Source organism: Stenotrophomonas sp. YJH_SMC_40 (assembly GCF_059368615.1).
Genome location: NZ_JCAFRX010000001.1, coordinates 69,317 through 94,061, shown reverse-complemented (window position 1 = coordinate 94,061; position 24,745 = coordinate 69,317). Strand labels below are relative to the sequence as shown.

General features: G+C 67.1%; 21 protein-coding genes and 1 pseudogene. 16 read left to right on the top strand and 6 right to left on the bottom strand.

Translation table 11 applies throughout. The features are described 5' to 3' along the window. Positions 1–206: 206 nt before the first annotated feature. From dapE to map, 6 genes are read right to left on the bottom strand one after another with little or no spacing between them, the layout of a single operon-like run. Entirely contained in the window at positions 207–1,334 is a 1,128-nt protein-coding gene (gene dapE / locus AC5P6X_RS00405; protein ID WP_088437137.1) for a succinyl-diaminopimelate desuccinylase, read from the bottom strand. Further along, a complete protein-coding gene (locus AC5P6X_RS00400) occupies positions 1,331–1,702 on the bottom strand; it encodes an arsenate reductase (protein ID WP_171039728.1) in 372 nt (123 codons plus the stop codon). Before AC5P6X_RS00400 ends, dapE begins: the two co-directional genes overlap by 4 nt. Before the next feature lie 31 nt (positions 1,703–1,733). Next, positions 1,734–2,195, bottom strand: a complete 462-nt coding sequence (locus AC5P6X_RS00395; protein WP_237827140.1) for a hypothetical protein — start codon at positions 2,193–2,195, stop codon at positions 1,734–1,736. Next, a complete protein-coding gene (gene dapD / locus AC5P6X_RS00390) occupies positions 2,137–3,198 on the bottom strand; it encodes a 2,3,4,5-tetrahydropyridine-2,6-dicarboxylate N-succinyltransferase (protein WP_005408756.1) in 1,062 nt (353 codons plus the stop codon). Before dapD ends, AC5P6X_RS00395 begins: the two co-directional genes overlap by 59 nt. Beyond that, entirely contained in the window at positions 3,198–5,807 is a 2,610-nt protein-coding gene (locus AC5P6X_RS00385) for a [protein-PII] uridylyltransferase (RefSeq protein WP_446832540.1), read from the bottom strand. Before AC5P6X_RS00385 ends, dapD begins: the two co-directional genes overlap by 1 nt. Positions 5,808–5,827: 20 nt before the next feature. Next, positions 5,828–6,604, bottom strand: a complete 777-nt coding sequence (map, locus tag AC5P6X_RS00380) for a type I methionyl aminopeptidase (RefSeq protein WP_010486307.1) — start codon at positions 6,602–6,604, stop codon at positions 5,828–5,830. 240 nt (positions 6,605–6,844) lie between these two features. On the opposite strand from map, the gene AC5P6X_RS00375 reads away from it, so the two are divergent. From AC5P6X_RS00375 to bamA, 16 genes and pseudogenes are all read left to right on the top strand, one after another. Then, the gene (locus tag AC5P6X_RS00375) at positions 6,845–7,375 is read left to right on the top strand and encodes a Csu type fimbrial protein (protein ID WP_005412747.1); all 531 of its coding nucleotides are present in this window, start codon (positions 6,845–6,847) and stop codon (positions 7,373–7,375) included. Then, positions 7,375–8,124 carry a fimbrial biogenesis chaperone gene (locus AC5P6X_RS00370; RefSeq protein ID WP_005412746.1) on the top strand — a complete coding sequence of 250 codons (750 nt, stop codon included), beginning with the start codon at positions 7,375–7,377 and terminating at the stop codon, positions 8,122–8,124. The genes AC5P6X_RS00375 and AC5P6X_RS00370 overlap by 1 nt, the downstream gene beginning before the upstream one ends. 7 nt (positions 8,125–8,131) lie before the next feature. Next, on the top strand, positions 8,132–10,510 hold the full coding sequence (locus tag AC5P6X_RS00365; protein WP_088437134.1) for a fimbria/pilus outer membrane usher protein: 2,379 nt from the start codon (positions 8,132–8,134) through the stop codon (positions 10,508–10,510). After that, positions 10,507–11,543, top strand: a pseudogene (locus AC5P6X_RS00360) (Csu type fimbrial protein). The gene AC5P6X_RS00365 and the pseudogene AC5P6X_RS00360 overlap by 4 nt, the downstream one beginning before the upstream one ends. A 171-nt stretch (positions 11,544–11,714) precedes the next feature. After that, a complete protein-coding gene (locus AC5P6X_RS00355) occupies positions 11,715–11,960 on the top strand; it encodes a hypothetical protein (RefSeq protein WP_033834089.1) in 246 nt (81 codons plus the stop codon). Next, a complete protein-coding gene (locus tag AC5P6X_RS00350; protein WP_088437133.1) occupies positions 11,960–12,658 on the top strand; it encodes a fimbrial biogenesis chaperone in 699 nt (232 codons plus the stop codon). Before AC5P6X_RS00355 ends, AC5P6X_RS00350 begins: the two co-directional genes overlap by 1 nt. Positions 12,659–12,878: 220 nt before the next feature. Continuing rightward, the gene (gene rpsB, locus AC5P6X_RS00345; RefSeq protein ID WP_005408748.1) at positions 12,879–13,685 is read left to right on the top strand and encodes a 30S ribosomal protein S2; all 807 of its coding nucleotides are present in this window, start codon (positions 12,879–12,881) and stop codon (positions 13,683–13,685) included. A gap of 125 nt (positions 13,686–13,810) precedes the next feature. Then, positions 13,811–14,686: a translation elongation factor Ts gene (gene tsf, locus AC5P6X_RS00340; protein ID WP_005408747.1), complete on the top strand. Its 876-nt coding sequence runs from the start codon at positions 13,811–13,813 to the stop codon at positions 14,684–14,686. 236 nt (positions 14,687–14,922) lie between these two features. Next, positions 14,923–16,461: a GGDEF domain-containing protein gene (locus tag AC5P6X_RS00335; RefSeq protein WP_005412741.1), complete on the top strand. Its 1,539-nt coding sequence runs from the start codon at positions 14,923–14,925 to the stop codon at positions 16,459–16,461. A 121-nt stretch (positions 16,462–16,582) separates the two neighbouring features. Further along, positions 16,583–17,311 carry a UMP kinase gene (gene pyrH, locus AC5P6X_RS00330; protein WP_005408745.1) on the top strand — a complete coding sequence of 243 codons (729 nt, stop codon included), beginning with the start codon at positions 16,583–16,585 and terminating at the stop codon, positions 17,309–17,311. 96 nt (positions 17,312–17,407) lie between these two features. Further along, positions 17,408–17,962 (top strand): ribosome recycling factor, encoded by a 555-nt coding sequence (gene frr, locus AC5P6X_RS00325; protein WP_005408744.1) that lies wholly within the window; start codon positions 17,408–17,410, stop codon positions 17,960–17,962. Positions 17,963–17,967: 5 nt separating this feature from the next. Next, on the top strand, positions 17,968–18,735 hold the full coding sequence (uppS, locus tag AC5P6X_RS00320) for a polyprenyl diphosphate synthase (protein WP_005408743.1): 768 nt from the start codon (positions 17,968–17,970) through the stop codon (positions 18,733–18,735). Continuing rightward, the gene (locus AC5P6X_RS00315; RefSeq protein ID WP_005408742.1) at positions 18,732–19,568 is read left to right on the top strand and encodes a phosphatidate cytidylyltransferase; all 837 of its coding nucleotides are present in this window, start codon (positions 18,732–18,734) and stop codon (positions 19,566–19,568) included. Before uppS ends, AC5P6X_RS00315 begins: the two co-directional genes overlap by 4 nt. A 2-nt stretch (positions 19,569–19,570) precedes the next feature. Next, positions 19,571–20,761 (top strand): 1-deoxy-D-xylulose-5-phosphate reductoisomerase, encoded by a 1,191-nt coding sequence (locus AC5P6X_RS00310; RefSeq protein ID WP_005408741.1) that lies wholly within the window; start codon positions 19,571–19,573, stop codon positions 20,759–20,761. Positions 20,762–20,816: 55 nt separating this feature from the next. Further along, positions 20,817–22,175, top strand: a complete 1,359-nt coding sequence (gene rseP, locus AC5P6X_RS00305) for an RIP metalloprotease RseP (protein ID WP_005408740.1) — start codon at positions 20,817–20,819, stop codon at positions 22,173–22,175. A 74-nt stretch (positions 22,176–22,249) separates the two neighbouring features. Beyond that, complete coding sequence (bamA, locus tag AC5P6X_RS00300) at positions 22,250–24,613, top strand: outer membrane protein assembly factor BamA (RefSeq protein WP_049451313.1); 2,364 nt, start codon at positions 22,250–22,252, stop codon at positions 24,611–24,613. Positions 24,614–24,745: the final 132 nt, after the last annotated feature.

Here is a 24,745-nt window from a genome sequence, read left to right as displayed (position 1 = left end):
CCCTCACCCGCCTTCGGCCCTGCCAGCGGCGGCCGGCTTGTTCGCCCGGCCCCCAGGCGCAGCGTTTCTACATGGCCGCGCCAAGCTACTGGGAAAAGGCGATCATGCCGCCGTTATTCATCTTTTCGGACCAGGGCCCGGCTGCAGTCCTGCGCGGAAGGTGTGCCGACCCACGGTCGGCATCCACCATCCTCACACCACCATCGTCACACCAGCAGCCGTTCCACCAGCCGCTGGTACAGCCCCGGCAGCGCTTCCAGATCGTCCACGCGCACGTTCTCGTCCACCTGGTGGATGCTGGCATTGACCGGGCCTACTTCGATGCACTGGGCACCCAATGGCGCGATGAAGCGTGCATCGGAGGTGCCGCCGCCGGTGCTTTCTTCCGGCGCGCGGCCGATGTGCTCGGCCAGCACCGCACGCGCGGCGGCGCGCAGCGTGCCTTCCGGGGTGTAGAACGGCTCGCCGCTGCGATGCCACTTCAGCGTGTACTGCAGGCCATGCCGTTCCAGCAGTGCGGTGATCTCCGCCTCCAGCTTCGGCGCATCCCAGTGCGGGTTGTAGCGGATGTTGAAATCCACGTCGAGCTCACCGGGAATCACGTTGTTGGCACCGGTGCCGGCGTGGATGTTGGAGATCTGCAGGCTGGTCGGCGGGAAACTCTCGTAGCCGTCATCCCAGCGCCGCGCACTCAGCTCGGCCAGGGCCGGCGCCGCCTGGTGAATCGGGTTGCGTGCCTTTTCCGGATACGCCACGTGGCCCTGCACGCCTTGGACGCGCAGTTTGGCCGACAGGCTGCCGCGACGTCCCACGCGCAGCAGATCGCCCAGCGTCGCGGTCGACGACGGCTCACCGGTGATGCACCAGTCGATGCGCTGCCCGCGTGCGGCGAACAGGCGTGCGACATGGCGCACGCCGTCGATGGCATCGCCCTCCTCGTCGCTGGTCAGCAGTACCGCCAGCGTGCCGGGATGGTCGGGATGGTCGGCGACGAACTGCTCGGCGGCCACCACGAACGCCGCCACGCTGCCTTTCATGTCGGCGGCACCGCGCCCATACAGCACGCCATCGCGGATCTGTGGGGTGAACGGGTCGCTGGTCCAGGTCTCGCGCGGGCCGGTGGGCACCACGTCAGTGTGGCCCAGCAGAACCAGCACCGGCGCGCCCTGGCCATGGGTCGCCCACAGATTGTCAACGTCGCCCAGGCGCAGATGATCGCACTGGAATCCGGCCTGCTTCAGCCGCGCCGCCAACAGCGCCTGGCAACCAGCATCGTCCGGCGTTACCGAAGGTCGCGCAATCAGCTCGCAGGTCAGGTCGAGGACCGCGCTCATGCGTCGCCCACGCCGAAGCGTGCCTTGAAGCCATTGTCACTGAAACCCTGGCTGGCCTTGCCATCGGCGGTGACCACCAGCGGGCGCTTGATCAGCTGCGGATACTCGCGCAGCAGCAGCTTCCATTCGGCCTCGGAGTCCGCGGCCTTGCGGTTGTCCGGCAACTGCCGCCAGGTGGTGGAGGACTTGTTGACCATCGCCGCCAGCCCCCCCAGCTGCGCGGCCCATTCCAGCAGCATTTCCGGACTGGGCTTGTTGTCGCGGTAGTCGACGAAGGTGTACGGCACGCCGAAGCGGTCCAGCCACTTGGTCGCCTTCTTGCAGGTATCGCAGTTCTTCAAACCGTAGACAGTGGTGCTCATGGCCATCTGTGATGCTGGAAAACAGAGGGCCAGAATCTCACAACAGGCGCTCGGACACGACCCGGAACGGCACTCTCGGCAAGCGGAAGGCCAGGCCCGATGCAAGCGCCACGCCCATCGCCTGCAGGCGCGGGCACTGCAGCTCGCGTTCCAGGCGCAGCGGCTGCAGGCTGTCGAGGTCTACCGGCAGCCCGATGCGGGTGCTGGCCCAGCGACAGTCGCGGGTGCGGGCGATGGCCTCGTCCTGGCAGGTGAGGAAACGCAGGAGGGCCTGATGGCCACCGAAGGCGGCGCCGGCATCGGCCAGCGCCGCGACAGTGCGCGGCGCAGTCGGGTCCAGCGCATGGCGTGCAGCAGGCGCGGCAGCATCCGCCCCAACAGGGTGTCGGACGGATGCCGGTAGATCGCGGACTGCGCCAGATCCTCCGGCGCAGCCACCTTCAGTCGGCCAGGCCGCGCAGCAGGTCGTTGACGCTGGTCTTGCTGCGGGTCCTGGCATCAACCTGCTTGACGATCACCGCGCAGTACAGCGAATGCGTACCGTCCTTGCTCGGCAGCGAGCCGGACACCACCACGCTGTACGGCGGGATGTAGCCGTAGGTGATCTCGCCGGTGGCACGGTTGTAGATGCGGGTGCTCTGGCTGAGGAACACGCCCATGCCGATCACGCTGTGGTGACCGACCACCACGCCTTCCACCACTTCCGAACGCGCACCGATGAAGCAGTGGTCTTCAATGATGGTCGGGCTGGCCTGCAGGGGTTCCAGCACGCCGCCAATGCCGGCACCGCCAGACAGGTGGCAGTGCTGGCCGATCTGCGCGCACGAACCCACGGTGGCCCAGGTATCGACCATGGTGCCTTCACCGACATAGGCACCGATGTTGGTGAAGCTCGGCATCAGCACCACGTCCTTGCCGAAGTACGTACCGCGGCGGGCAATGGCGCCCGGCACCACGCGCACGCCACCACGGCGGAACTTCGCTTCGTCATAACCGGCAAAACGCGATTCGACCTTGTCCCAGAACGGCGCCGGACGTGCGTCGACCACGGCCATGTCGTTGACGCGGAAGTACAACAGCACGGCCTTCTTCAGCCACTCGTTGACCTTCCAGCCACCGTGGCCGTCCGGTTCGGCAACGCGGAATTCGCCGCTCTCCAGGCCGTCGATCACACGGTTGACCAGCGGCCGGGTCGAGCCTTCCAGTTCGTGAAGGGTCAGCGTGGCGCGGCGTTCGAAGGCACTTTCGATGCCGAACTTCAGTTCTTCCACGCCCGGCGCGGCCGGCTTGCGCAGCGACTTGCGGGCGATGGTTTCGGCGCGTGCGGCTTCTGCGCTCTTGGCCGGGGCCTTCTTCGGTGCTGCCACCTTCTTCGCCGGCGCCTTCACCACCGCGGCTTTCTTCGGCGCGGCAGCCTTCTTCGCGGCCGGCACGGCGGCAGTTTTCTTGGCCGCTGCGCTCTTGGCGGTGGCAGCAGTCTTCTTAACAGGCTTGGTGGCCATCAGGCGGGGTCTCCGGCGTTTCGATCAGGGTCCAGGCAGGCCAGCATCGCGTCATGCAGCTGCTGCCGGGCAGGTTCAGTCAGGGGGAGGTCGTGTTCGTCACTGATCACGAAGGTGTCTTCGGCGCGTTCGCCGAACGTGGCAATGCGTGCATCATGCACGCGCAGGCCCTGGTTGCGCAGCACGAACGCCACGTCGGCCAGCAGGCCGGGGCGGTCGGGTGCGACCAGGGCAAAACGGGTTGCGCCCGGTTCATCGCGGAACTCGATGCGCGGCGCGAAGCGGAAATGGCGCAGCTGGCGTGGCACCACCCGACGCGACGGGCGCAGGCGCGACAGGTCACCACTGAGTGCCTCGCGCAGCGCGGCCTCAAGGTTGGCGCTGCTGCCATCGGCGAAGCTGTCGGCCGGGTTCACTTCGAAGGTATCGAAAATGGTGTCGGCCGGACCATCCAGCACGCGCGCGCGATGGATCCCGTAGCCCTTGCGGTCCAGGGTCATCACGATGGCGGCGAACAGGCCGTCGCGGTCCGGCGAATGCACGAACACTTCCAGTGCCGGGTCGTCGACACTGATGCGGCGCACCTTCACCAGCGTCTGGCCCTGTTTCACCGGTACCAGCGCCGCGGCCTGCCAGGCCAGCTGCTCAGGGCGCAGGCGAATGAAGCCCTCATCCGGCATCACGGCGAACTGGCGGTCGATGGTGGCGTCGTCGTAACCCTGCTCGCGCACCAGTGCGCGCACGCTGTCACGCGCCTCGGCCACGCGCTCGGCCGCCGGTACCGGGTGCTCGAGCCCTTCGCGCAGCGCGCGCCGGGTGGCGAAATACAGATCGGCCAGCAGGCGGTCCTTCCACGCGTTCCACAGTTTCGGGCTGGTGCCGGCGATATCAGCGCAGGTCAGCAGGTACAGATAGTCGAGGCGGTCGCGGCTGCCCACCAGGGTGGCGAAGCGATGGATCACCACCGGGTCGGCGATGTCCTGCTTCTGCGCGGTCACCGACATGCGCAGGTGCTGTTCGACCAGCCACGCCACCAGTTCGGTATCGGACGTGCTCAGCGCATGCGCCTGGCAGAACGCGCGCGCATCGACCGCGCCCAGTTCGGAATGGTCGCCGCCGCGGCCCTTGGCGATGTCATGGAACAGGCCGGCCAGCAGCAGCAGTTCCGGCTTGCGCAGGCGCGGCCAGACTTCATGGGCGATCGAGAAGCGTTCGTCGGCACGGCTGCTGGCGAACAGGCCGATGTTGCGCAGGACCATCAGCGTGTGCTGGTCGACGGTATAGACATGGAACAGGTCGAACTGCATGCGCCCGCTGACCTGGGCGAACGCGGGAATCCACTGGCCGAGCACGCCCAGCCGCGCCATGCGCGAAAGCGTATCGACCGGGCGTTGGCCACGCAGCAGGGTCATGAACTGCTCGCGCGCGTCGGTGTCGGCCTGGTCGTAGGCCGGCAGCAGCGGCAGCGACTCGGCCAGTGCACGCGCAGTGAGCGAATGCAGGCCGCGTACCTGCGGATTGTTGGCCCAGCTGGAGAACAGCGCAAACACCTGGCCGATATCGCCACGCGGCCAGTCGGCCTCGTTGGCGGCCAGGTAGCCGCGGCGCAGGGAGAAGCCCACGGTCAGCGGTTCCGGCTGCGCTTCGCCATCGAACTGTTCCTCGAAGCGCTGCAGCAGGCGGTCGCTGATCCGGCGCACCACCAGCGCGGCGCGGTAGAAGCCCTGCATCATTTTCTCGACACCGAGGTTCTCGGCGTCGTCTTCGAAGCCCAGGCGCGCGGCCAGGGTCTTCTGGTAGTCGAAACGCAGGCGCTCTTCCGGGCGACGTGCTACCAGGTGCAGGCCGAAGCGCAACCGCGCCAGCACCGCACGTTCGCGCTTGAGCGCCGCGGCTTCGTCGGCACCCAGATGGCCGAGCCCGACCAGGGCTTCCAGGTCGCGCACGCCAAAGGCACGCAGAGCCATCCAGCCCAGCGTGTTGAGATCGCGCAGGCCACCGGGACCATCCTTCAGGTCCGGCTCCAGGTTGTCGGCGGTATCGCCGAAACGCTGGTGCCGGTTGCGCAGCTCTTCCAGCTTGGCCAGGAAGAACGCGCGTGCCGGCCACAGTTCGCGGTCGTCGATGGCCTCGCGCAGCGCGCGGCGCGCCGCGTCATCAGCCAGGATCGGGCGCGCCTCGATCAGCGCGGTCAGCACGGTCTGGTCCGTCGCCGCCTCGCGGCACTGGGATGCAGAACGCACCGCATGGCTGACCGCCAGCCCGCAATCCCACAGCAGCGCAAACAGGCGCGCCAGTGCCGCTTCGTGCGCCAGCTGTGCCGGCGGGCCGCCGAACACCAGCAGGTCGATGTCCGAGCGCGGGAACAGCTCACCGCGCCCATAGCCGCCCACCGCGAACAGCGACAGGCCACTCTCGACTGGCAGGCAGCGCTGCCACGCCAGGCGGATCAGATGGTCGGCGGCACGCGCGCGCAGCGCCAGCAGGCGCTCGATGTTGTCGCCCTGGTCGAAGCGGCGGTACAGGCGCGCGTCGGCCTGCTGCAGCGCCTGGCGCGCGGCAGCAGCCCAGTCCGGGTCGTTGAGCGACGCGGCCGGCGTGTCCAGCAGCGAACTCGCCGGCAGCATCCTCAGGAGACCTGCGACTCGCCCGGCGACAGCGTCAGCACGTCGACGCCGGTCTCGGTGACCGCGATCATGTGCTCCCACTGCGCCGACAGCTTGCGGTCCTTGGTCACCACGGTCCAGCCATCCGGCAGCACCTTGTTGTAACGGGTGCCCTCGTTGATCATCGGTTCGATGGTGAAGGTCATGCCCGGCTGCAGCACCAGGCCCTGGCCCGGGCGGCCGTAATGCACCACCTGCGGCTCGTCATGGTAGACCTTGCCGATGCCGTGGCCGCAGTACTCGCGCACCACGCTGAAACGCTCGCCTTCGGCATAGCTCTGGATGGCATGGCCGATGTCGCCCAGGGTTGCGCCCGGGCGCACCGCACGGATGCCGCGCCACATCGCTTCGTAGGTGGTTTCCACCAGGCGGCGGGCCATCACCGACGGCGTGCCGACGAAGTACATGCGGCTGGTGTCGCCGTGCCAGCCGTCCTTGATGACGGTGACGTCGATATTGATGATGTCGCCATCCTTCAGCACCTTCCCTTCGCTGGGAATACCGTGGCAGATGACGTTGTTGACCGAGGTGCACACGGTCTTCGGGAAGCCGCGGTAGCCGACGTTGGCCGGAATCGCGCCCTGCACGTTCACGATGTGGTCGTGGCAGATGCGGTCCAGCTCCTCGGTGGTGACACCGGGCTTGACGTGGGGGGTGACGATGTCGAGCACTTCGCTGGCCAGGCGGCCGGCGATGCGCATCATCTCGATTTCCTGCGGGGTTTTCAGATTCACGCTCATGGCGCCCATTATCGCCGATCCCGCTGCAATCTGAACGAACGCCACCCAACTGGCGATCCGGAGGCATGCACGGTTCCGGCAAGGAAAGTGAAAGCGTGACGATCTCCACCCTTTCGCACGCCTGTTTATCACGGATTACAGACACTTACCCGCAGAAGCTGGCCACGACCGTTGTCAAAGCGGCCCCGAACCTGCCGCCTTCGCCTTGTTCAACAGACCTTCGGGTCAGGGAGGTTGTCCATGCGATCCACGTTCCGCTCACCGCTCGCCTGGGTCCTGACCGGACTGTTGCTGGCCGGCCCCGCACTGGCCGCCGACACCACGACCTTCAACGTGACCCTGGTGGTCACCAAGGCCTGCACCATCACGGCGGCGGCGGCCACCAACGTTGACTTCGGCACGGCGGCCTCGACCACGGCGACCCCCACCCTGGGCCAGGGCACGGTGACCGCCCAATGCTCGGCCCTGACCCCGTACACGATTTCGCTGAACGCGGGCGCCAATGCCAGCACCGCCAACGACGTCACCACCCGCCGGATGAAGAACACCAACGCCGCGGTGACCGCCAACAACTTCGTTGGCTACCAGCTCTACCAGGACGCCGCTCATACCCTGGTCTGGGGTGCAACCTCGGGCACCAACACCCAGGCCGGCATCGGCACTGGCCTGGCCGTGCCCTACATCGTCTACGGCCAGATCCTGAACCTGAGCACGAACAACCCGGCCACCGGCAACTACCTGGATACGGTCACCGCCACGATCACCTATTGATGGAGCACGCCCGCATGGCCGGACCCCGCCCGTGGCGCGCCACCGGCGTGGCGCTGCTCGCCCTCTCCCTGCTGGCCGCAGCCCCTGCCGGTGCCACCAGCCTCCAGGTCGCCCCCACCAGCCTGCAGCTTGAGGCCCGCCAGCGCGCTGGCGAACTGTGGCTGACCAACAGTGGCACCTCGCCGGTCAGGCTGCAGGTGCGGGTCTTCCGCTGGGTACAGCAGGATGGCCAGGAACAACTGCTGCCCACCGAGGAACTGCTGGCCACCCCTCCGATGCAGGAACTGGGCGCTGGCCAGCAGCAGCTGGTGCGGGTCATGCGCCCGAACCACGAACCGCCTGCGGCACAGCAGTACTACCGGCTGATCGTCGACGAGGTGCCTGATCTGGCGACCCGCGCCAACGGCATGCAGTTCGTGCTGCGCTATTCGATTCCGGTGTTCGTGCAACCCTCGGGCGGCAAGCTGGCGCCGCGCCTGCAGGCCAGCCTGGTGCGGCTGCAGGACGGACGCAACGGCGTGGAGGTGGCCAACACCGGCAACAGCTATGCACAGATCGCCGACCTGGCGCTGGGCAGCGTCCAGCGCCCGCGCATCGTGCACCCCGGCCTGCTGGGCTATGTACTGCCCGGGCAGGTGATGCGCTGGCCGATCGAGCGCACGGCCATCGACCGCGACAACGACCAGATCACGGCCAAGCTCAATGGCGAGTCGGAACAGACGCCGCTGTCGCCACCACCGGCTCGCTGAGGCGTTGATGGGCGCGCTGTTTGCTGCCCTGGCTCCTGCGGCGACCGAAGCCGCCGATGTGTCCGGCGTGGCTGCCGCCGGGGCTGCGGACGTCTCCGGGGTGTCGGCCGACGCGATCCTGCCCGCCCCCACGCCCCTGACCGCCAGCCAGACCCTGTACCTGGACGTCTCGCTCAACAGCACGCCCCGCGGCCTGCTGCCGTTCACTGAAACCCGTGGCCGGCTGCAGGCCAGTCCGGAAGTGCTGCGCCAGCTCGGCTTCAGCGCCCGCGGCGATGCGCCGGTCTATCTGGACCAGATCAGCGGGGCCGTTGTGCGCTACGACGCGCATATGCAGACCCTGGCCCTGGACGTGCCGCTGGACCAGCTGACCCTGCCGACCACCGTGCTCAGCCAGCCGCAGACCCGGGCACCGGCCAGCACCGCCTCGCCCGGCCTGCTGCTGAACTACGACCTGTATGGCAGCCGGGTCGACATGCTCGGCAACCTCAGCCTCAGCTCGGAGCTGCGCCTGTTCGGGATTGGTAACGGCACCGTCGAGAACACAGCGATCAGCCGGCGCTACCAGCAGCCCGGCGATCGTCGCTGGCGCGGTGAGAGCGTGCGTCTGGATACGCGCTGGAGCCTGGATTTCCCTGGCAAGGCGATGACGCTGGAGGTCGGCGATTTCTACAGCGGCTTCGTCGACTGGACCCGTCCGGTGCGCCTGGGCGGCCTGCAGATCGGCCGCAACTACGGCCTGCAGCCGTATCGCGTACTCACCCCCACGCCCAGCTTCCTCGGCCAGGCGGTGGTGCCGTCCACGGTCGAGCTGTACGTCGATGGCCTGCGCCAGTACAGCGGGCAGGTGCCGGTCGGTCCGTTCCAGCTGGCCGCGCAACCCGGCATCAGCGGCACCGGCAGCGCACAGGTGGTGGTGACCGATGCATTCGGGCGCATGCAGACGCTGGATTTCAGTTTCTATGGCACCCAGCAGCTGCTGGCCAAGGGCCTGTCGGACTGGTCGGCCGGCGTTGGCCGCCTGCGTGAGGATTTCGGCCAGCGTTCCTTCGCCTACGACGATCGCACCGTGGCCAGTGCCAGCTGGCGAGGCGGTATCAGCGACACCTTTACCGGCGAAGCACATGCCGAAGGCGGCGGCGGCCTGGCCCAGGCCGGCATCGGCGGCTGGTGGCTGCTCGGCGGCGCGGGCGTGTTCAACGCCGCCTATGCGCACAGTGACTATCACGGCCTGCAGGGCGGGCAATGGGCACTGGGCTACAGCTGGAACAACCGCCGACTCAACTTCAATCTGCGCAGCGTGCGCAGCCATGGCGATTACCGCGACCTGGGCGCACTGCAGGGCAACCTGCCGCCGAGCATCAGTGAACAGGCCACGGTCGGCGCCGATCTGCTGCGGCTGGGCACGCTCAGCGCCAGCTACCTGCGCCTGCGCTATCCCGACGGAGACGACAACCGCTACGCCAGTCTGTTCTGGTCACGCACCTGGAGCCAGCGGTGGTCGGCCTACCTGTCGGTGAACCAGAACCTGGACAAGAGCGATGACCGCAGCATCTACCTGTCGGTCACCGCCAGCCTGGGCAACAACCGCCAGGCCAGCCTCTCCAGCCAGCGCAACGGCGACAGCCAGAGCTGGGTAGCGGACGTGACCCAGCCGGTGCCCGGCGACGGCAGCGCCGGCGGCGTCGGTTGGCGCGCGCAGGTGCGCCATGGCGAGGACGGCAATGGCGGCCTGGCCGAAGTCGGCATCCTCAATGACGTCGGTCGCTACTCATTCGGCGCCTCGCGCCAGGGCGGCCTGAACTATGCCTACGCCAGCGCCAGTGGCAGCCTGGTGTGGATGGGCGGGCATGCCTTCGCCACCCGCGAAGTCTCCGACGCGTTCGCAGTCATCAGCACCAACGGCGTGGGCGGCGTGCCGGTGCGGCTGGAAAACCGGCTGATCGGCGTGACCGATGATCGCGGCCTGCTGCTGGTCAGCCCACTGCTGTCCTGGCAGCGCAACCGCGTCTCCATCGACACCCTGGACCTGCCCGAGGACATGCGCGCCGATCGCATCGAAGACTGGGTGACACCCCGCCAACGCGCCGGTACCCGCGTGACCTTCGCGCTGCGTTCGCGGCCGTCGTTGAACCTGACCCTGCACGGCATGGACGGGCAACCGCTGGAGGTCGGCAGCGAGGTGCAGCTGCCGGACGGGCGACAGGCGCTGGTGGGCTATGACGGGCTGCTGTACCTGGAAGACGTGTCCGCCGGCAGCGTGCTGTACATCACCAACAGCCGCGGGCAATGCAGGGTGAAGGTACCGGACGTGCCCAAGGTGGTGGCTTCCGGCGCGCGGCCGAAGCCGGCACCGCTGGCGTGCATCCCGGAGGTAGCGCCATGAGGACGTTGCTGCTCGGCCTGCTGCTGGTCGCCGGCCTGCTGGCGGCGGCACCCGCCCGGGCCGTCGCGGTGTGCGCCGCCGTCGCCGACCCGACGCTGCCGTTTGGCAACGTCAACAGCAATGCGCCCGGTGCAACCACCGGTACGCTCAACATCACCGTGACCTGCACCACTGCCGCGCTGAGCGTGCTGGCCACTACCGGCGTGCGGGTCTGCGTGGGCATCGGCGCCGGCAGCGGCGGCGGCAGCAGCTCCAGCTGGCGGACGATGAAGACCAGCACCAGCGACAGCATGAACTTCCAGCTCTACAACACCTCCAACTTCAGCCAGGTGACCGGGTTGACCCCGCGCGGCTCGCCGCCGGCGCAGGAGCTGACCTTGACCTACAACGTGCCCCTGACCGGCGGCAGCGGCACGCAGACCACGCAGCTGTCCGCACAGATCCCCGCCAATCAGATCCTGGCGTCAGGCGCCTACAGCAGCACCTTCAACGGCGCCAACGTGGTGCTGACCTGGGCCTGGAACGAGGTCCTGCTCGGCAATGCCACGGTGCCCGCCAACACTGCAACGGCGGCGCCACCGGCACCAACAGCATCAGCAACGCCTTCAGCTTCACCGCCACCGCCAACGTGTTGCCGCAGTGCGGCAGCTACGTCACCACCAACATGGACTTCGGCAACGTCACCGGCGGCATTCCCGCCAACATCGACCGGACCGCCACCCTGACCCTGACCTGCCTGAAGAACACGGCCTACCAGGTCAGCCTCAACAACGGCCAGAACAATCCCACCGCCACCAGCACGCGGCGCATGGCCACTACCATCGGCGGCAGCACCTACTACCTCACCTACGAGCTGTACCGCGATGCCGCGCGCAGCCTGCGCTGGGGCAATACCCTCAACGTCGATACCGTTGGCGGCACCGGAAGTGGCAGCGCGCAGCAACTCACGATCCATGGCCGGGTGCCGCCGGTCACCGGCCAGCCCCCGGCCGGCATCTACAACGATGTTGTGCAGGTGACCATCACCTATTGACCTGCATGCCGACCAACGGTCGACACCCACCGGGGTTTCGGCAGATCCACGTCATGCGTGGATGCGCGCATCATTCCTGTGCCAGGAGCAGTCGACTGACAGTCGACGCTACAGATTCGGCCGATCCAGCCGATACCGCGCAGCGAGATCTTTCAGCACGGTGGTTGCCAGGTGGCTCGCGCATTTCTGATCGGGGCGATACTGTTCGCCAGCACATTGGCGTGGGCCGAACCCGGCCCCAGCAACCTGCAGATCCGCCTGACCGTGGTCGAAGCCTGCCGCGATGACCCCGGCAGTACCCACTGCCCCGCACCCCACCAGCGCAGCGACACACCGCAACTTCCGCCCCAGGTCCGCGAGCTCGCGCCTCCCGCCGACGACGAAGACACGACGTCCGCCGTGACCGTCATCTACTGATGCGGGCACTTCTGACCCTGCTGGCGATGCTGCTGGCGTTGCCTGCCGCGGCATTGGACCTGTTGCCGACCACACTGCAGCTGCCCGCCGAAGGTGGCCAGGGCGAACTTTGGCTCTTCAACCCCGGTCCCGGCCGCTGGCAGGGCCGGGTACAGATCCTTGCGTGGGACCAGCAGACCGACGCGGACATGCTGCGTCCCACCGACCAGGTGCTCGCCAGCCCCACCCTGCTCGACATCCCGCCCGGCGTCCGACAGCGCATCTGGCTGCTGCCACGCCAGCCGGCATCCGCTGTCGGCGAACAGGCCTATCGGGTCGTCCTGGCCCCCACTACGCTAGGGCTGCAGCGCTATTCGCTGCCGTTGTTCCGCGGGCACGCCACGCCAATGGCCCAATCGCGGCTGCATGCAGGGATCGAACCCGGCCAGTCACATACCTTCCTGCGACTGAGCAACACCGGTACCCTGCACGCACGCCTGAACGATCTCGCCTACATCACCAGCGGCGGTCAGCGCACCCTGCTGCTGCCCGGCCTGGCCGGGTATCTGCTGGCCGGCCATGAGCGCCGCTGGGCCCTGCCCGCCCGCGCTGATGGCTACGCCGGCGGTCATTTCCAGGCCCGGCTGCAGGATGGCCGTGTGATCGATCTGGTCGCTCCAGGCCCGGCAATTGCAGCCAGCGCACCGAGCGGGCTATAATCGACCGGATTCCTGCCGCCTGCGTGCGCGGGAACCCGTCCACACCGGACGTCACCGGTGAATCCACACCTGCTGCCCCCATCCGTGCCGGGGTGCTCCGCAAGGAGTTCGGCCACGGAGGCAACAGGGAAGCCCAACCCCGGAACCGATCGCGCTTCCACGCGTCCCGCATACCTATCCCCGCGGGCGGAATCGCTGGTTCCATATCAGGAGTATTGCAATGCCCCAGGTCACCATGCGTCAGATGCTGGAAGCCGGCGTCCACTTCGGCCACCAGACCCGCTACTGGAACCCCAAGATGGCTCCGTACATCTTCGGCGCCCGCGGCAAGATCCACATCATCAACCTGGAAAAGACCGTCCCGCTGTTCAACGACGCGATGAACTTCATCTCGTCGGTTGCCCAGAAGCGCGGCACCGTCCTGTTCCTGGGCACCAAGCGCAGCGCCCGCGAAACCATCAAGGAAGAAGCCGAGCGTTGCGGCATGCCGTTCATGAACCAGCGCTGGCTGGGCGGCACCCTGACCAACTTCCGTACCGTCAAGCAGTCGGTTGCCCGCCTGAAGGAACTGGAAGCCGGTGAAACCGACGGCACCTTCGAGAAGCTGGTCAAGCACGAAGTGCTGGGCCTGCGTCGCGAGCGCGACAAGCTGGAAGCCTCGCTGGGCGGCATCAAGGACATGAACCGCCTGCCGGACGCCATCTTCGTGATCGACATCGGCCACGAAGACATCGCGATCAAGGAAGCCAAGAAGCTGGGCATCCCGGTCATCGCCGTGGTCGACACCAACTACAACCCGGAACTGGTGGACTACGCCATCCCGGGCAACGACGACGCCATCCGCGCTGTGCAGCTGTACGCCCGCGCCGCTGCCGACGCCGTGCTGGAAGGCAAGGCTGCTGCTCCGCATGCTGCTTCGGTGCGTGAGGAAGAGTTCGCTGAAGCCGCTGCTGAAGGCGAAGAGAAGCCGGCCCGCCGCGCTCCGGCCAAGAAGGCTGCCAAGAAGGGCGACGACGCCCAGGCCTGATCCAGGCCCGGGGTGGACGCCCGGCGTCCACCCTCCCTGCGCGCAGCCTTTGGCGCGTGACAGGACCGTGTCACACGGGCCGGCCACCATGCCGGCCCAACCCCTTTCTTTCGTGAGGTAATCCCGTGGAAATCACTGCTTCCCTGGTCAAGGAACTGCGCGAGCGCACCGGCGCCGGCATGATGGAATGCAAGAAGGCGCTCACCGAAGCCAACGGCGACATCGACGCTGCTGCTGAAGCCATGCGCAAGTCCGGCGCCGCCAAGGCCGACAAGAAGGCTGACCGCGTGGCCGCCGAAGGCCGTCTGGGCCTGGCCCAGGATGGCGGCAAGGCCGTGCTGGTTGAAGTCAACTCGGAAACCGACTTCGTCGCCAACGATGACAACTTCAAGTCCTTCGTCAATGCCGTTGCCGCTGCCGCCCTGGCATCGGGCGCCACCGACGTCGAAGCCGTGAAGGCTGCCAAGCTGGCCGATGGCCGCACCGTTGAAGAAGCCCGCGCCACCGCCGTGCAGACCCTGGGTGAGAACATCCAGATCCGTCGCATGGTGAATGTCGACACCACCGGCAATATCGGTGCGTATGTCCACACCAACGGCAAGGTCGGCGTGCTGGTCGATCTGATCGGCGGCGACGTCGAGCTGGCCCGTGGCCTGGCCATGCACGTGGCTGCGCTGAAGCCGCCGCACAACAAGGCTGCGGACGTTCCGGCCGACTTCGTCGAGAAGGAAAAGGAAATCGAGCTGGCCAAGATGTCCGAAAAGGACAAGGCCAAGCCGGCTGACATCCTGGAAAAGATCATCAGCGGCAAGATCAACAAGATCGTCAGCGACGTGACCCTGTACGGCCAGACCTACGTGCTGGGCGACACCACCGTCGAGCAGGTGGTCAAGGCCGCTGGCGCCGATGTTGCTGGCTTCAAGCTGCTGATCGTCGGCGAAGGCATCGAGAAGGTGGTGGAAGACTACGCCGCCGAAGTTGCCAAGGCGATGCAGGTCTGATTCCAGCCTTCCGGCCGTGAAGCAACCAGAAGGAGCCGCGGGAAACCGCGGCTCTTTTTTTATGCCGGCGGCCCCGTGGGGGCGCACCGTTGGTGCGCACAGCGGCACCTTTGCGTTGCGCGCGAATCAAGCCGATACTCGGCACAGGGAATCAACAGTCATTTAGCAGGAACGAAAATCGCGGACTGTGATGCATTCCTAGGTATTCTTGTCCCAATGGAATTGAACGACCCGACATGCCTCCCGAGCTGACAGCTGCCCTGGCGCTCTGCCGCAACCTGCCCTCGCCACCCGGTATTGCCCTGCGCATCATCGAACTGGCACAGGACCCGGAAGCGGATATCGCCACCGCCGCCGACATCATCGCCATCGACATGGCGCTGAGCGCTCGCATGCTGCGCATCGCCAATTCGCCGCTGTACGCCAGCCGCCGTCGGATCGAGAACCTCGGCCAGGCACTGACCATGCTCGGCCTGAATGCCACGATCAGCCTGGCCCTCGGCTTCACCGTCACCCAGGGGCTGACCGGCGGCACCGGCGCCGACCACGACCTGCGCCAACGCGCCTGGAAGCGCAGCATCCTCAGCGCGCTGGCTGCCAGCCAGCTGGGCCAGGCACGCGGCCTGCGCCGGCTGGAAGAACTGATGCTGGCCGGCCTGCTGCAGGACCTGGGCGTACTGTGCCTGGCCCAGGCCGAATCGGAGCGCTACCTGCCGCTGCTGCGCGAAGCACGCGACAACATCGACCTGGTCGCGCGCGAGCGCGACGAACTGGGCTGCAGCCACGCCGAGGTCGGCGCCTGGGTGGCCGAGCAGTGGGGCCTGCCGCGCTACCTGGTGGAGAGCATCAGCCACAGCGAAGACCTGGACGCTGCGGAATCGCCGTTCCAGGCCTGCGTGCAGCTGTCCGGTGCCGTGGCCGACATCTGGCTGGACGATGACGCCGATGCCGCCCGCGAGCGCGCCCTGCAGCAGGTGCATGACCGCCTTGAACTGGACAGCGCCCGTTTCGACCAGGTCCTGACCCGCATCAGCGAGGCCCTGCCGGACATCGCCAGCCTGTTCGAGGCCGGCCTGAATTCCCCCTCGCGGGTGCGCGAGCTGATCGACCACGCGCAGGAGCTGGCCACCCTGCGCAACCTGCGCGAACTGCAGGATGCCGACCAGGCCCGTCGCCGCGCTGACGAATTCGAAGCCCGGGCCAAGCGCCTGGCCGACCAGGCCCATCGAGATGCCCTCACCGGCGTGCTCAACCGGCGCCAGCTGGAAGCCGTGCTGGAGCAGGAATTCCTGCGCGCCGGTCGCCAGGGCTGGCCGCTGTCGGTGGCCTTCATCGACCTGGACGACTTCAAGAAGATCAACGACGCCCATGGCCACCTGACCGGCGACGAGGTACTGCGGGCCTTTGCCGGCAAACTGCAGGGCCAGCTGCGCCACAGCGACACCGTGGCCCGCTTCGGCGGCGAGGAGTTCGTCGCGCTGCTGCCCAACACCAGCGAAACGGTAGCACTGGACGTGATCCGCCGGGTGCTGGCCAACATCGTTGCCACGCCGATGGCCGAACTGGAAGGCGGCCCGCTGTTCGTCACCTTCTCCGCCGGCGTGGCCACCCAGGGCGGCTACGAACGCTTCGCCGACGTGCAGGACCTGCTGCGCGCCGCCGACGACGTGCTGTACCGCTCCAAGAACCTCGGCCGCAACCGGGTGATCGCGCGCTCCCCCGGCGCCCTCGGCCACGACGAGCTGTCAGCGACCGCGGGCGCCGAGCTGGGCTGAACCGGGAGCCCCGGATGACCGGGGCGAACGCCAGGATTTTACGCCGCAGTGCACAAAACACTATGGCCCGACGCCGCATGCGCGTAGAATCGCCCGCGATTTCCACGCACCCGAGGTCCCCATGTCCAAGCTCGCCTATCGCCGCATCCTTCTGAAACTGTCCGGGGAGGCGCTGATGGGAGATGAGGACTACGGCATCGACCCGAAGATCATCAACCGCCTGGCCCGTGAGGTCATCGAAGCCCAGCAGGCCGGTGCCGAAGTGGCCCTGGTGATTGGCGGCGGCAACATCTTCCGCGGCGCTGGCCTGGCCGCAGGCGGCATGGACCGGGTCACCGGCGACCAGATGGGCATGCTGGCCACGGTCATCAACGCCCTGGCCATGCAGGACGCCCTGGAGAAGCTGGGCGCCAAGGCGCGCGTGATGAGCGCGATCAAGATCAACGACGTGTGCGAGGACTACATCCGCCGCCGCGCCATCCGCCACCTGGAAAAGGGCCGCCTGGTGATCTTCGCCGCCGGCGTCGGCAGCCCGTTCTTCACCACCGACTCCGGCGCCGCCCTGCGCGCGATCGAGATCGGTGCCGACCTGCTGCTGAAGGCCACCAAGGTCGATGGCGTGTACGACAAGGACCCGAACAAGCACAGCGATGCGGTCCGCTTCGACAGCCTGAGCTATGACGAAGTGATCCGCCGCGGCCTGGAAGTGATGGATACCGCCGCCTTCGCACTGGCCCGCGACAGCGACCTGCCGATGCGCGTGTTCGACATGGGCCAGCCGGGCGAGCTGCTGAAGATCCTCAACGGCGAGAACATCGGCACCCTGGTCCAGGGCCGCGATCCGGCCTGAGCCTGAGCGCGCGGCGACAACCGGGCCGATTCAGGCCCGGCAGCGTCCCGTATTCGCCTATAATCGCCCGATTCCAGATACATCCAGGACCGGGCGATGCTCAACGACATCAAGAACAACGCGCAGACGCGCATGGCCAAGAGCATCGACGCTCTGAAGCACACCCTCACCTCCATCCGGACCGGGCGTGCCACGCCGGCCCTGCTGGACCGCGTGACGGTCAATGCCTACGGCAACGCCAGCACCCCGCTGAACCAGGTTGCCTCGATCTCCAACGCCGATGCGCACTCGCTGCTGGTCACCCCGTTCGACAAGGGCATGATCAAGGAGATCGAGAAGGGTCTCTACAACGCCGAGTTCACCCCGAACACGCTGGGCACCGCGATCCGCATCAACATGCCGCCGCCGACCGAAGAGCGCCGCAAGGAGCTGGTCAAGCAGGTGCAGAAGGAAGGCGAAGGCGCCAAGATCGCGATCCGCAACATCCGTCAGGACGCGAACAAGGAAATCGCCAAGCTGGTCAAGGACAAGGCGATCAGCGAGGACGAGAAGAAGCGCGGTGAGGACGACATCCAGAAGTTGACCGACACCAACATCAAGGACGTCGACAAGGTCGTTGCCGACAAGGAAAAAGAACTGCTGTCGGTCTGAAGTCGATGCCTTCAGTCCCGCCTCCGTTGCCGGCCACCCTGCCCCGCCACGTCGCCATCATCATGGATGGCAACGGGCGCTGGGCACAGCAGCGCCGCCGCCCGCGCGTGATCGGCCATCGTGCCGGCGCGCGCGCGGTCAACCGCACCATCGAGCGCTGCCTTGAACTGGGCATTCCGGCGCTGACCCTGTTCGCGTTTTCCAGCGAGAACTGGGGCCGGCCGCAGGAAGAAGTCGACGCCCTGATGAAGCTGTTCCTCGGCGCGCTCGACCGCGAAGTGGACGAACTGCACCGACGCGGCGTGCGCGTACGCTTCATCGGCGAACGCGAGCGCTTTGGTGCCGGACTGGTCAGCCGCATGCAGCTGGCCGAGCAGCGCACCGCCGACAACACCACCCTGACCCTGTCGATCGCCGCCAGCTACGGCGGTCGCCAGGACATCGCCCGTGCCGCGCGCGCGCTGGCCGCTGAAGTCGCCGCAGGACGCCTGCTGCCCGAACAGATCGACGAATCGCTGCTGGGCAGCCAGGTCGCCCTGGCCGACCTGCCGCCGCCGGATCTGTTCATCCGCACCGGTGGCGACACCCGCATCAGCAACTTCCTGCTGTGGCAACTGGCCTACACCGAGCTGTGGTTCACCGAGGCGCTGTGGCCGGACTTCGATGCCGCCCTGCTGCAGCAGGCGCTGGATGCCTATGGCAGCCGCGAGCGTCGTTTCGGCCTGACCAGCGCCCAGATCGCCGCACTGGCCACCGAGACCTCCAGCCCATGACCAAGACCCGAGTCCTCGCCGCGCTGATCATGGCGCCGCTCGCCATTGCCGCGATCCTGCTGCTGCCGACGCAATGGCTGGCCGCCGCCGCCGCCGCGGTGCTGCTGATCGGCCTGTGGGAATGGCTGAAGCTGGCCGGCATCGAAGACACCCTCGCGCGCACCGTGCTGCTGGTGCTGAACCTGCTGCTGATGGTGCTGCTGGTGTGGGCCGATGGCAGCACGCTGGTGCTGTTCCAGATCACCACACTGGCAGGCGTTGCCTGGTGGCTGGCGGCGCTGGCCTGGCTGCGCTTCTTCAACTTTGGCGCCCAGCCGACGGCCCCGTCCCGGATCGTGAAGATGCTGGCCGGCACCCTGGCCATCGTTCCTGCCTGGGCAGCGCTGGTGCTGATCCACGCTGGCGGTGACCCGCCAGGCAAGCAGGGCCACCTGTGGCTGCTGGCGGCACTGGCACTGGTCTGGGCAGCCGATTCGGGCGCCTATTTCGCCGGCCGTCACTTCGGCAAGCACAAGCTGGCGCCGCGGATCAGCCCCAACAAGACCTGGGAAGGCCTGTTCGGCGGCCTGCTGGCCGGTGTCGCCGTGGCCCTCGGACTGGGCTGGCTGGCCGGCATCGACATCGCGCACCTGCCGGGCCTGCTGATCACCTCGGTGGTGGCCGTATTCGCGTCGGTGCTGGGTGACCTGTTCGAAAGCCTGATCAAGCGCCACGCCGGTGCCAAGGACTCGGGCAACCTGATTCCGGGCCATGGTGGCGTGCTCGACCGCGTCGACGGCGTCCTCGCCGCCGTGCCGGTGTTCGCGCTGGGCAAGGAAATCTTCGGGTTCTGACCATGAATGCTGTCGCAGACCTGCGCCGGGTCGCCGTATACGGCGCAACCGGCTCGATCGGTGCCTCCACGCTGGACGTGATCGCCCGCCACCCGCAGCGCTACCAGGCCACGGTGCTGGCCGCCGGCCGCCAGGTGCAGGCACTGCTGGCCCTGTGCCGCCAGCACAAGCCCGCGCACGCGGTCATCGCCGACGAAGCGCTGTTCACCGAACTGCGCGACGGCCTGCGCGATGCCGGGCTGTCGACCGAGGCCCACGCCGGTCATGCCGCACTGGACCAGCTGGCAGCAAGCGATGCCTGCGACACGGTCGTCGCGGCCATTGTCGGTGCTGCGGGGCTGTCCTCGACCCTCGCCGCCGCTGCGGCCGGCAAGCGCATCCTGCTGGCCAACAAGGAATCGCTGGTACTGGCCGGCGAGCTGCTGACCCGCACCGCCGAGCGCGCCGGCGCCGAGATCATTCCGATCGACAGCGAGCACAGCGCGATCTTCCAGTGCCTGCGTTCGCGCGACGCCAGCATCGACGGCGCCGGCGTGCGCCGGATCCTGCTGACCGCGTCGGGCGGCCCGTTCCGCGGCCGCAGCCGCGCCGAGCTGGCCGAGGTCACCCCGGCCCAGGCCGTGGCTCACCCGAAGTGGTCGATGGGCCCGAAGATCTCGGTCGATTCGGCGACGTTGATGAACAAGGGCCTGGAAGTCATCGAGGCGCACCATCTGTTCTCGGTGCCCGGCGAGCGCATCGAGGTGCTGGTGCACCCGCAGAGCCTGGTCCATTCGCTGGTCGAATTCGTCGACGGCTCGACCCTGGCCCAGATGGGCCTGCCGGACATGCGCACCACCCTGGCGGTCGGCCTGGGCTGGCCGCAGCGCATCGAATCGGGCGTGGCCGGGCTGGACCTGCTGGCGCAGGGCCGGCTGGATTTCGAGGCGCCTGACACCGACGCCTTCCCCTGCCTGGCGCTGGCCTGGCAGGCCATGCAGGCCGGCGGTACTGCCCCGGCGGTGCTGAACGCCGCCAATGAAGAGGCGGTTTCAGCATTTCTTCAGGGCCGGATCGGTTTCCTGACCATCCCGGAGCTGGTTGCTAACGCTCTTTCAACACTGCCGACCCAGCCAGCCGATACACTGGAGGTCCTGTTGTCCGCCGACCAGCGGGCACGCCAGCTCACCCTGAACGCCATCGACGCCGCCTGAACGACCGCCTCGCCCAGCATGACGCCGCCGCCCCTGCCCGCCACTGTGAGCCTGCATGACTGACTTCCTCGGATCGGTCTGGTGGATGATTGTCAGCCTCGGGCTGCTGGTCACGTTCCACGAGTTCGGGCATTACTGGGTCGGCCGCCTCTGCGGGGTCAAGATCCTGCGCTTCTCGGTCGGCTTCGGCCGTCCGCTGTGGTCGCGCCGCGACAGGCACGGCACCGAGTTCGCCATTGCCGCCATCCCGCTGGGTGGCTACGTGAAGTTCCTCGACGAACGTGAGGTCGAGGTCCATCCCCACGAGCGCGGCCAGGCCTTCAACCACAAGACCGTGTGGCAGCGCATCGCCATTGTTGCTGCAGGGCCGATCGCCAATCTGCTGCTGTGCATCCTGCTGCTGTGGGCGATGTTCGTGATCGGCAAGCAGGACTACTCGCCGACGATCGGCCGGGTTGACGGCATCGCCGCCAGCGCCGGACTGCTCAGCGGTGACCGCGTTCTGCGGGTGGATGAGCGCCAGGTCGCCACCCTGGGCGAGGCCAGCATGGCGCTGACCGCCGCCGCGATGGATCGCCGCGACGTCACGCTTGAGGTACTCGACCCTGCGGACCAGGTGCGCGTGCGCACCCTGCCGCTGTCGCAGCTGCCCGCCGGCTTCGATGAACGACGGGTACCGATCCTGGCCGGCCTGTACTGGCAATCGTGGCTGCAGCCGGCACTGGTCGACTCGCTCACCGCCGATTCGGTGGTCACCGGGCTGCTGCAGCCGGGCGACCTGATCGTGGCGATCGACGGCCAGCGCATCGACAGCGTCGACCAGGTGATCGGCGAGATCCAGGCCCTCGGCCGTGCCGGAGGCCCCGGCATGATCGAGGTCCTGCGAGGCGGTGAACGCCTTGCACTGGAAGTCACGCCCCGCCAGGGCAAGGATGGCAAGGGCAACCCGGTCTGGCAGATCGGCGTCGGCTTCCCCACCACCTACAGCCCCTCCTACGACACCCTGCTGCGCTATGGGCCGCTGGATGCAGTGACCGTCGCCGTACGTGAAACCGGCCGGCTTGCCGCCGATTCGCTGGGCATGATGGCCCGCATCGTCACCGGCAAAGCCTCGCTGCAGAACGTTTCCGGGCCGGTCACCATCGCCCGCGTGGCCAATGTCTCGGCCAAACGCGGCCTCGACTGGTTCCTGCAGTTCCTTGCCCTGCTGTCACTCAGCCTGTGCATCATCAACCTGTTGCCGATCCCGATCTTGGACGGCGGGCACCTGCTGTATTACCTTATCGAGTTGGTCAAGGGCAGCCCGCTGAGCGAGCGTGCCATCGCCGCCGGCCAATACATCGGCCTGGCGTTGCTGGCCGGGCTGATGGGGTTGGCGTTCTACAACGACATCCTCGGCCTGGTCCCGCGATGAACTTTTCCACGTTGTTGCCGTCTACAGCGTCGGCATCCCGCACCAATGAAATCGACCTTCCTACCGGACGTGACATGACGCGACTCCCCAATCGCCGCCTGCTGGCCCTCGCCCTCGCCGCCGTCACCGGCGCTCCCGCCCTGGCCCAGGCAGCCGAGCCCTTCACTGTCAGCGACATCCGCGTCGATGGCCTGCAGCGCATCAGCTCGGGCACGGTGTTCACCTACCTGCCGGTGGAACGGGGCGAGACCATCACTGACAACAAGGTCGGCGAGACCATCCGCGCGCTGTACAAGACCGGCTTCTTCGAAGACGTGCAGCTGGACCGCCAGGGCAGCATCCTGGTGGTGACCGTCAAGGAACGCCCGGCGATCAACAAGCTGACCGTGACCGGCAACAAGGACATCAAGTCCGAGCAGCTGCTCAAGGGCCTGTCCGACATCGGCCTGACCGAGGGTGGCACCTTCGACCGCCTGAGCCTGGACCGCGTGACCCAGGAACTGCGCCGCCAGTACAACGACCGCGGCAAGTACACCGTCGAGATCACCCCGACCGTGAGCCCGCTGGACCGCAACCGCGTGGACATCGCGATCGCCATCAAGGAAGGCAAGGCGGCCAAGATCCGCCACGTCAACCTGGTCGGCACCGAGAAGTTCGAGAGCAAGGACATCCTGGAGACCTGGGAGTCCAAGGAGCACAACTGGGCGTCGTGGTACCGCCGTGACGACCAGTACTCCAAGGAAAAGCTGTCCGGCGACCTGGAAAAGCTCAACTCGTGGTACCTGGACCGCGGCTACGTCGACTTCAGCATCGATTCCACCCAGGTCTCGATCAGCCCCGACAAGCGCGACATGTTCCTCACCGCGGGCGTGACCGAGGGTGCGCAGTACAAGATCTCCGAGATCAAGGTCAGCGGCGACACCATCCTTCCGCAGGAGGACGTCGAGCGCATGGTGATCCAGAAGCCGGGCGACACGTTCTCGCGTGCCCTGCTGGAATTCAGCTCGGACACCATCACCAACTCGCTGTCCAACATCGGCTACGCGTTCGCCAAGGTGAACCCGATCCCGACCACCAACCGTGCCGAACAGACGGTAGGGATCAACATGCAGGTCGTGCCCGGCCCGCGCGTGTCGGTGCGTCGCATCCTGTTCCGTGGCAACACCCGCACCTCCGACGAAGTGATGCGTCGCGAAATGCGCCAGTTCGAGAACAGCTGGTACTCGCAGGCCGCGATCGACCGCTCCAAGATCCGCCTGCAGCGCCTGGGCTACTTCGAGTCGGTGGACGTCGAGACCCCGGCCGTCAGCGGCAGCAACGACCAGGTCGACGTCGTCTACAACGTCAAGGAAACCACCTCCGGCAGCTTCGTGTTCGGCCTGGGCTATTCGCAGTCCTACGGCATGACCACCTCGGTGCAGCTGTCGCAGAACAACTTCCTCGGCGGCGGCAACCGCGTGTCGGTCGAAGCCTCGCGCAGCAGCTACCTGCAGCGCTACGGCTTCAGCTACACCAACCCGTACTTCACCGACGACGGCGTTTCGCTGGGCTACAACCTGTCCTGGCGTGAACTGGACTACTCCGACTTCAACACCGCGCAGTACAACAGCACCAATGGTTCTGCGCAGGTGGTGTTCGGCGTGCCGCTGACCGAGACCGACACCGTCTCGCTGATGTTCGGCATCGACAGCAACCAGATCACCACATATCGCAACTCGACCCCGGACTCGATCATCGATTACATCGATGCGGTCGGTACCCGCACCTTCCATGCCTGGCGTACCGAGCTGGGCTGGGCGCGCGACTCGCGCAACGATTACTTCATGCCGACCCGCGGTACCTACCAGCGCGTCGGCCTGGAAACCACGCTGCCTGGCTCGACCATCGAGTACTACAAGCTGAACTACCAGATCAGCAAGTACTGGCCGATCATGCCGTCGCTGGTGATCAACACCCGCGCCGAAGTGGGCTACGGCGATGCCTACGGCAAGGACTACACCCGCACGATCACCGACGCCGACGGCAAAACCCGTACCGTCACTGCCAGCGGCCTGCCGTTCTTCGAGAACTTCTACGCCGGTGGTACCAACTCGGTACGTGGCTTCGAGGACAACACCCTCGGTCCGCGCGAAGTAACCCAGGGTTATCCGGAAGGCCAGCCGCTGGGTGGTTCGCTGAAGACCGTCGGTTCGGTTGAAGCCTACTTCCCGCGCCTGTTCGACAGCCCATCGGCCCGCGTGTCGGCCTTTGTCGACTTCGGTAACGTCTACAACGGCACCAAGAACTTCAAGGCCAACGAACTGCGCGTCTCCACCGGTGTCGCCCTGCTGTGGCGCGCCCCGGTCGGCCCGATCTCGATCAGCTACGCCTTCCCGCTGAAGAAGGAAGACGGCGACAAGATCGAACGCCTGCAATTTACCTTCGGCGGTCAGTTCTAAGAGCTGACCACCGAAGGTGCGCCGCGGCTTGCTGTCGCAAGCAGCGGGTCCCGACCTACCTCATATCTCCCGCGCCATTGGCGCGCCCCCCTTAACAGAAGGGGGGCTCTCCACCAGACGGGGTGCGAATCG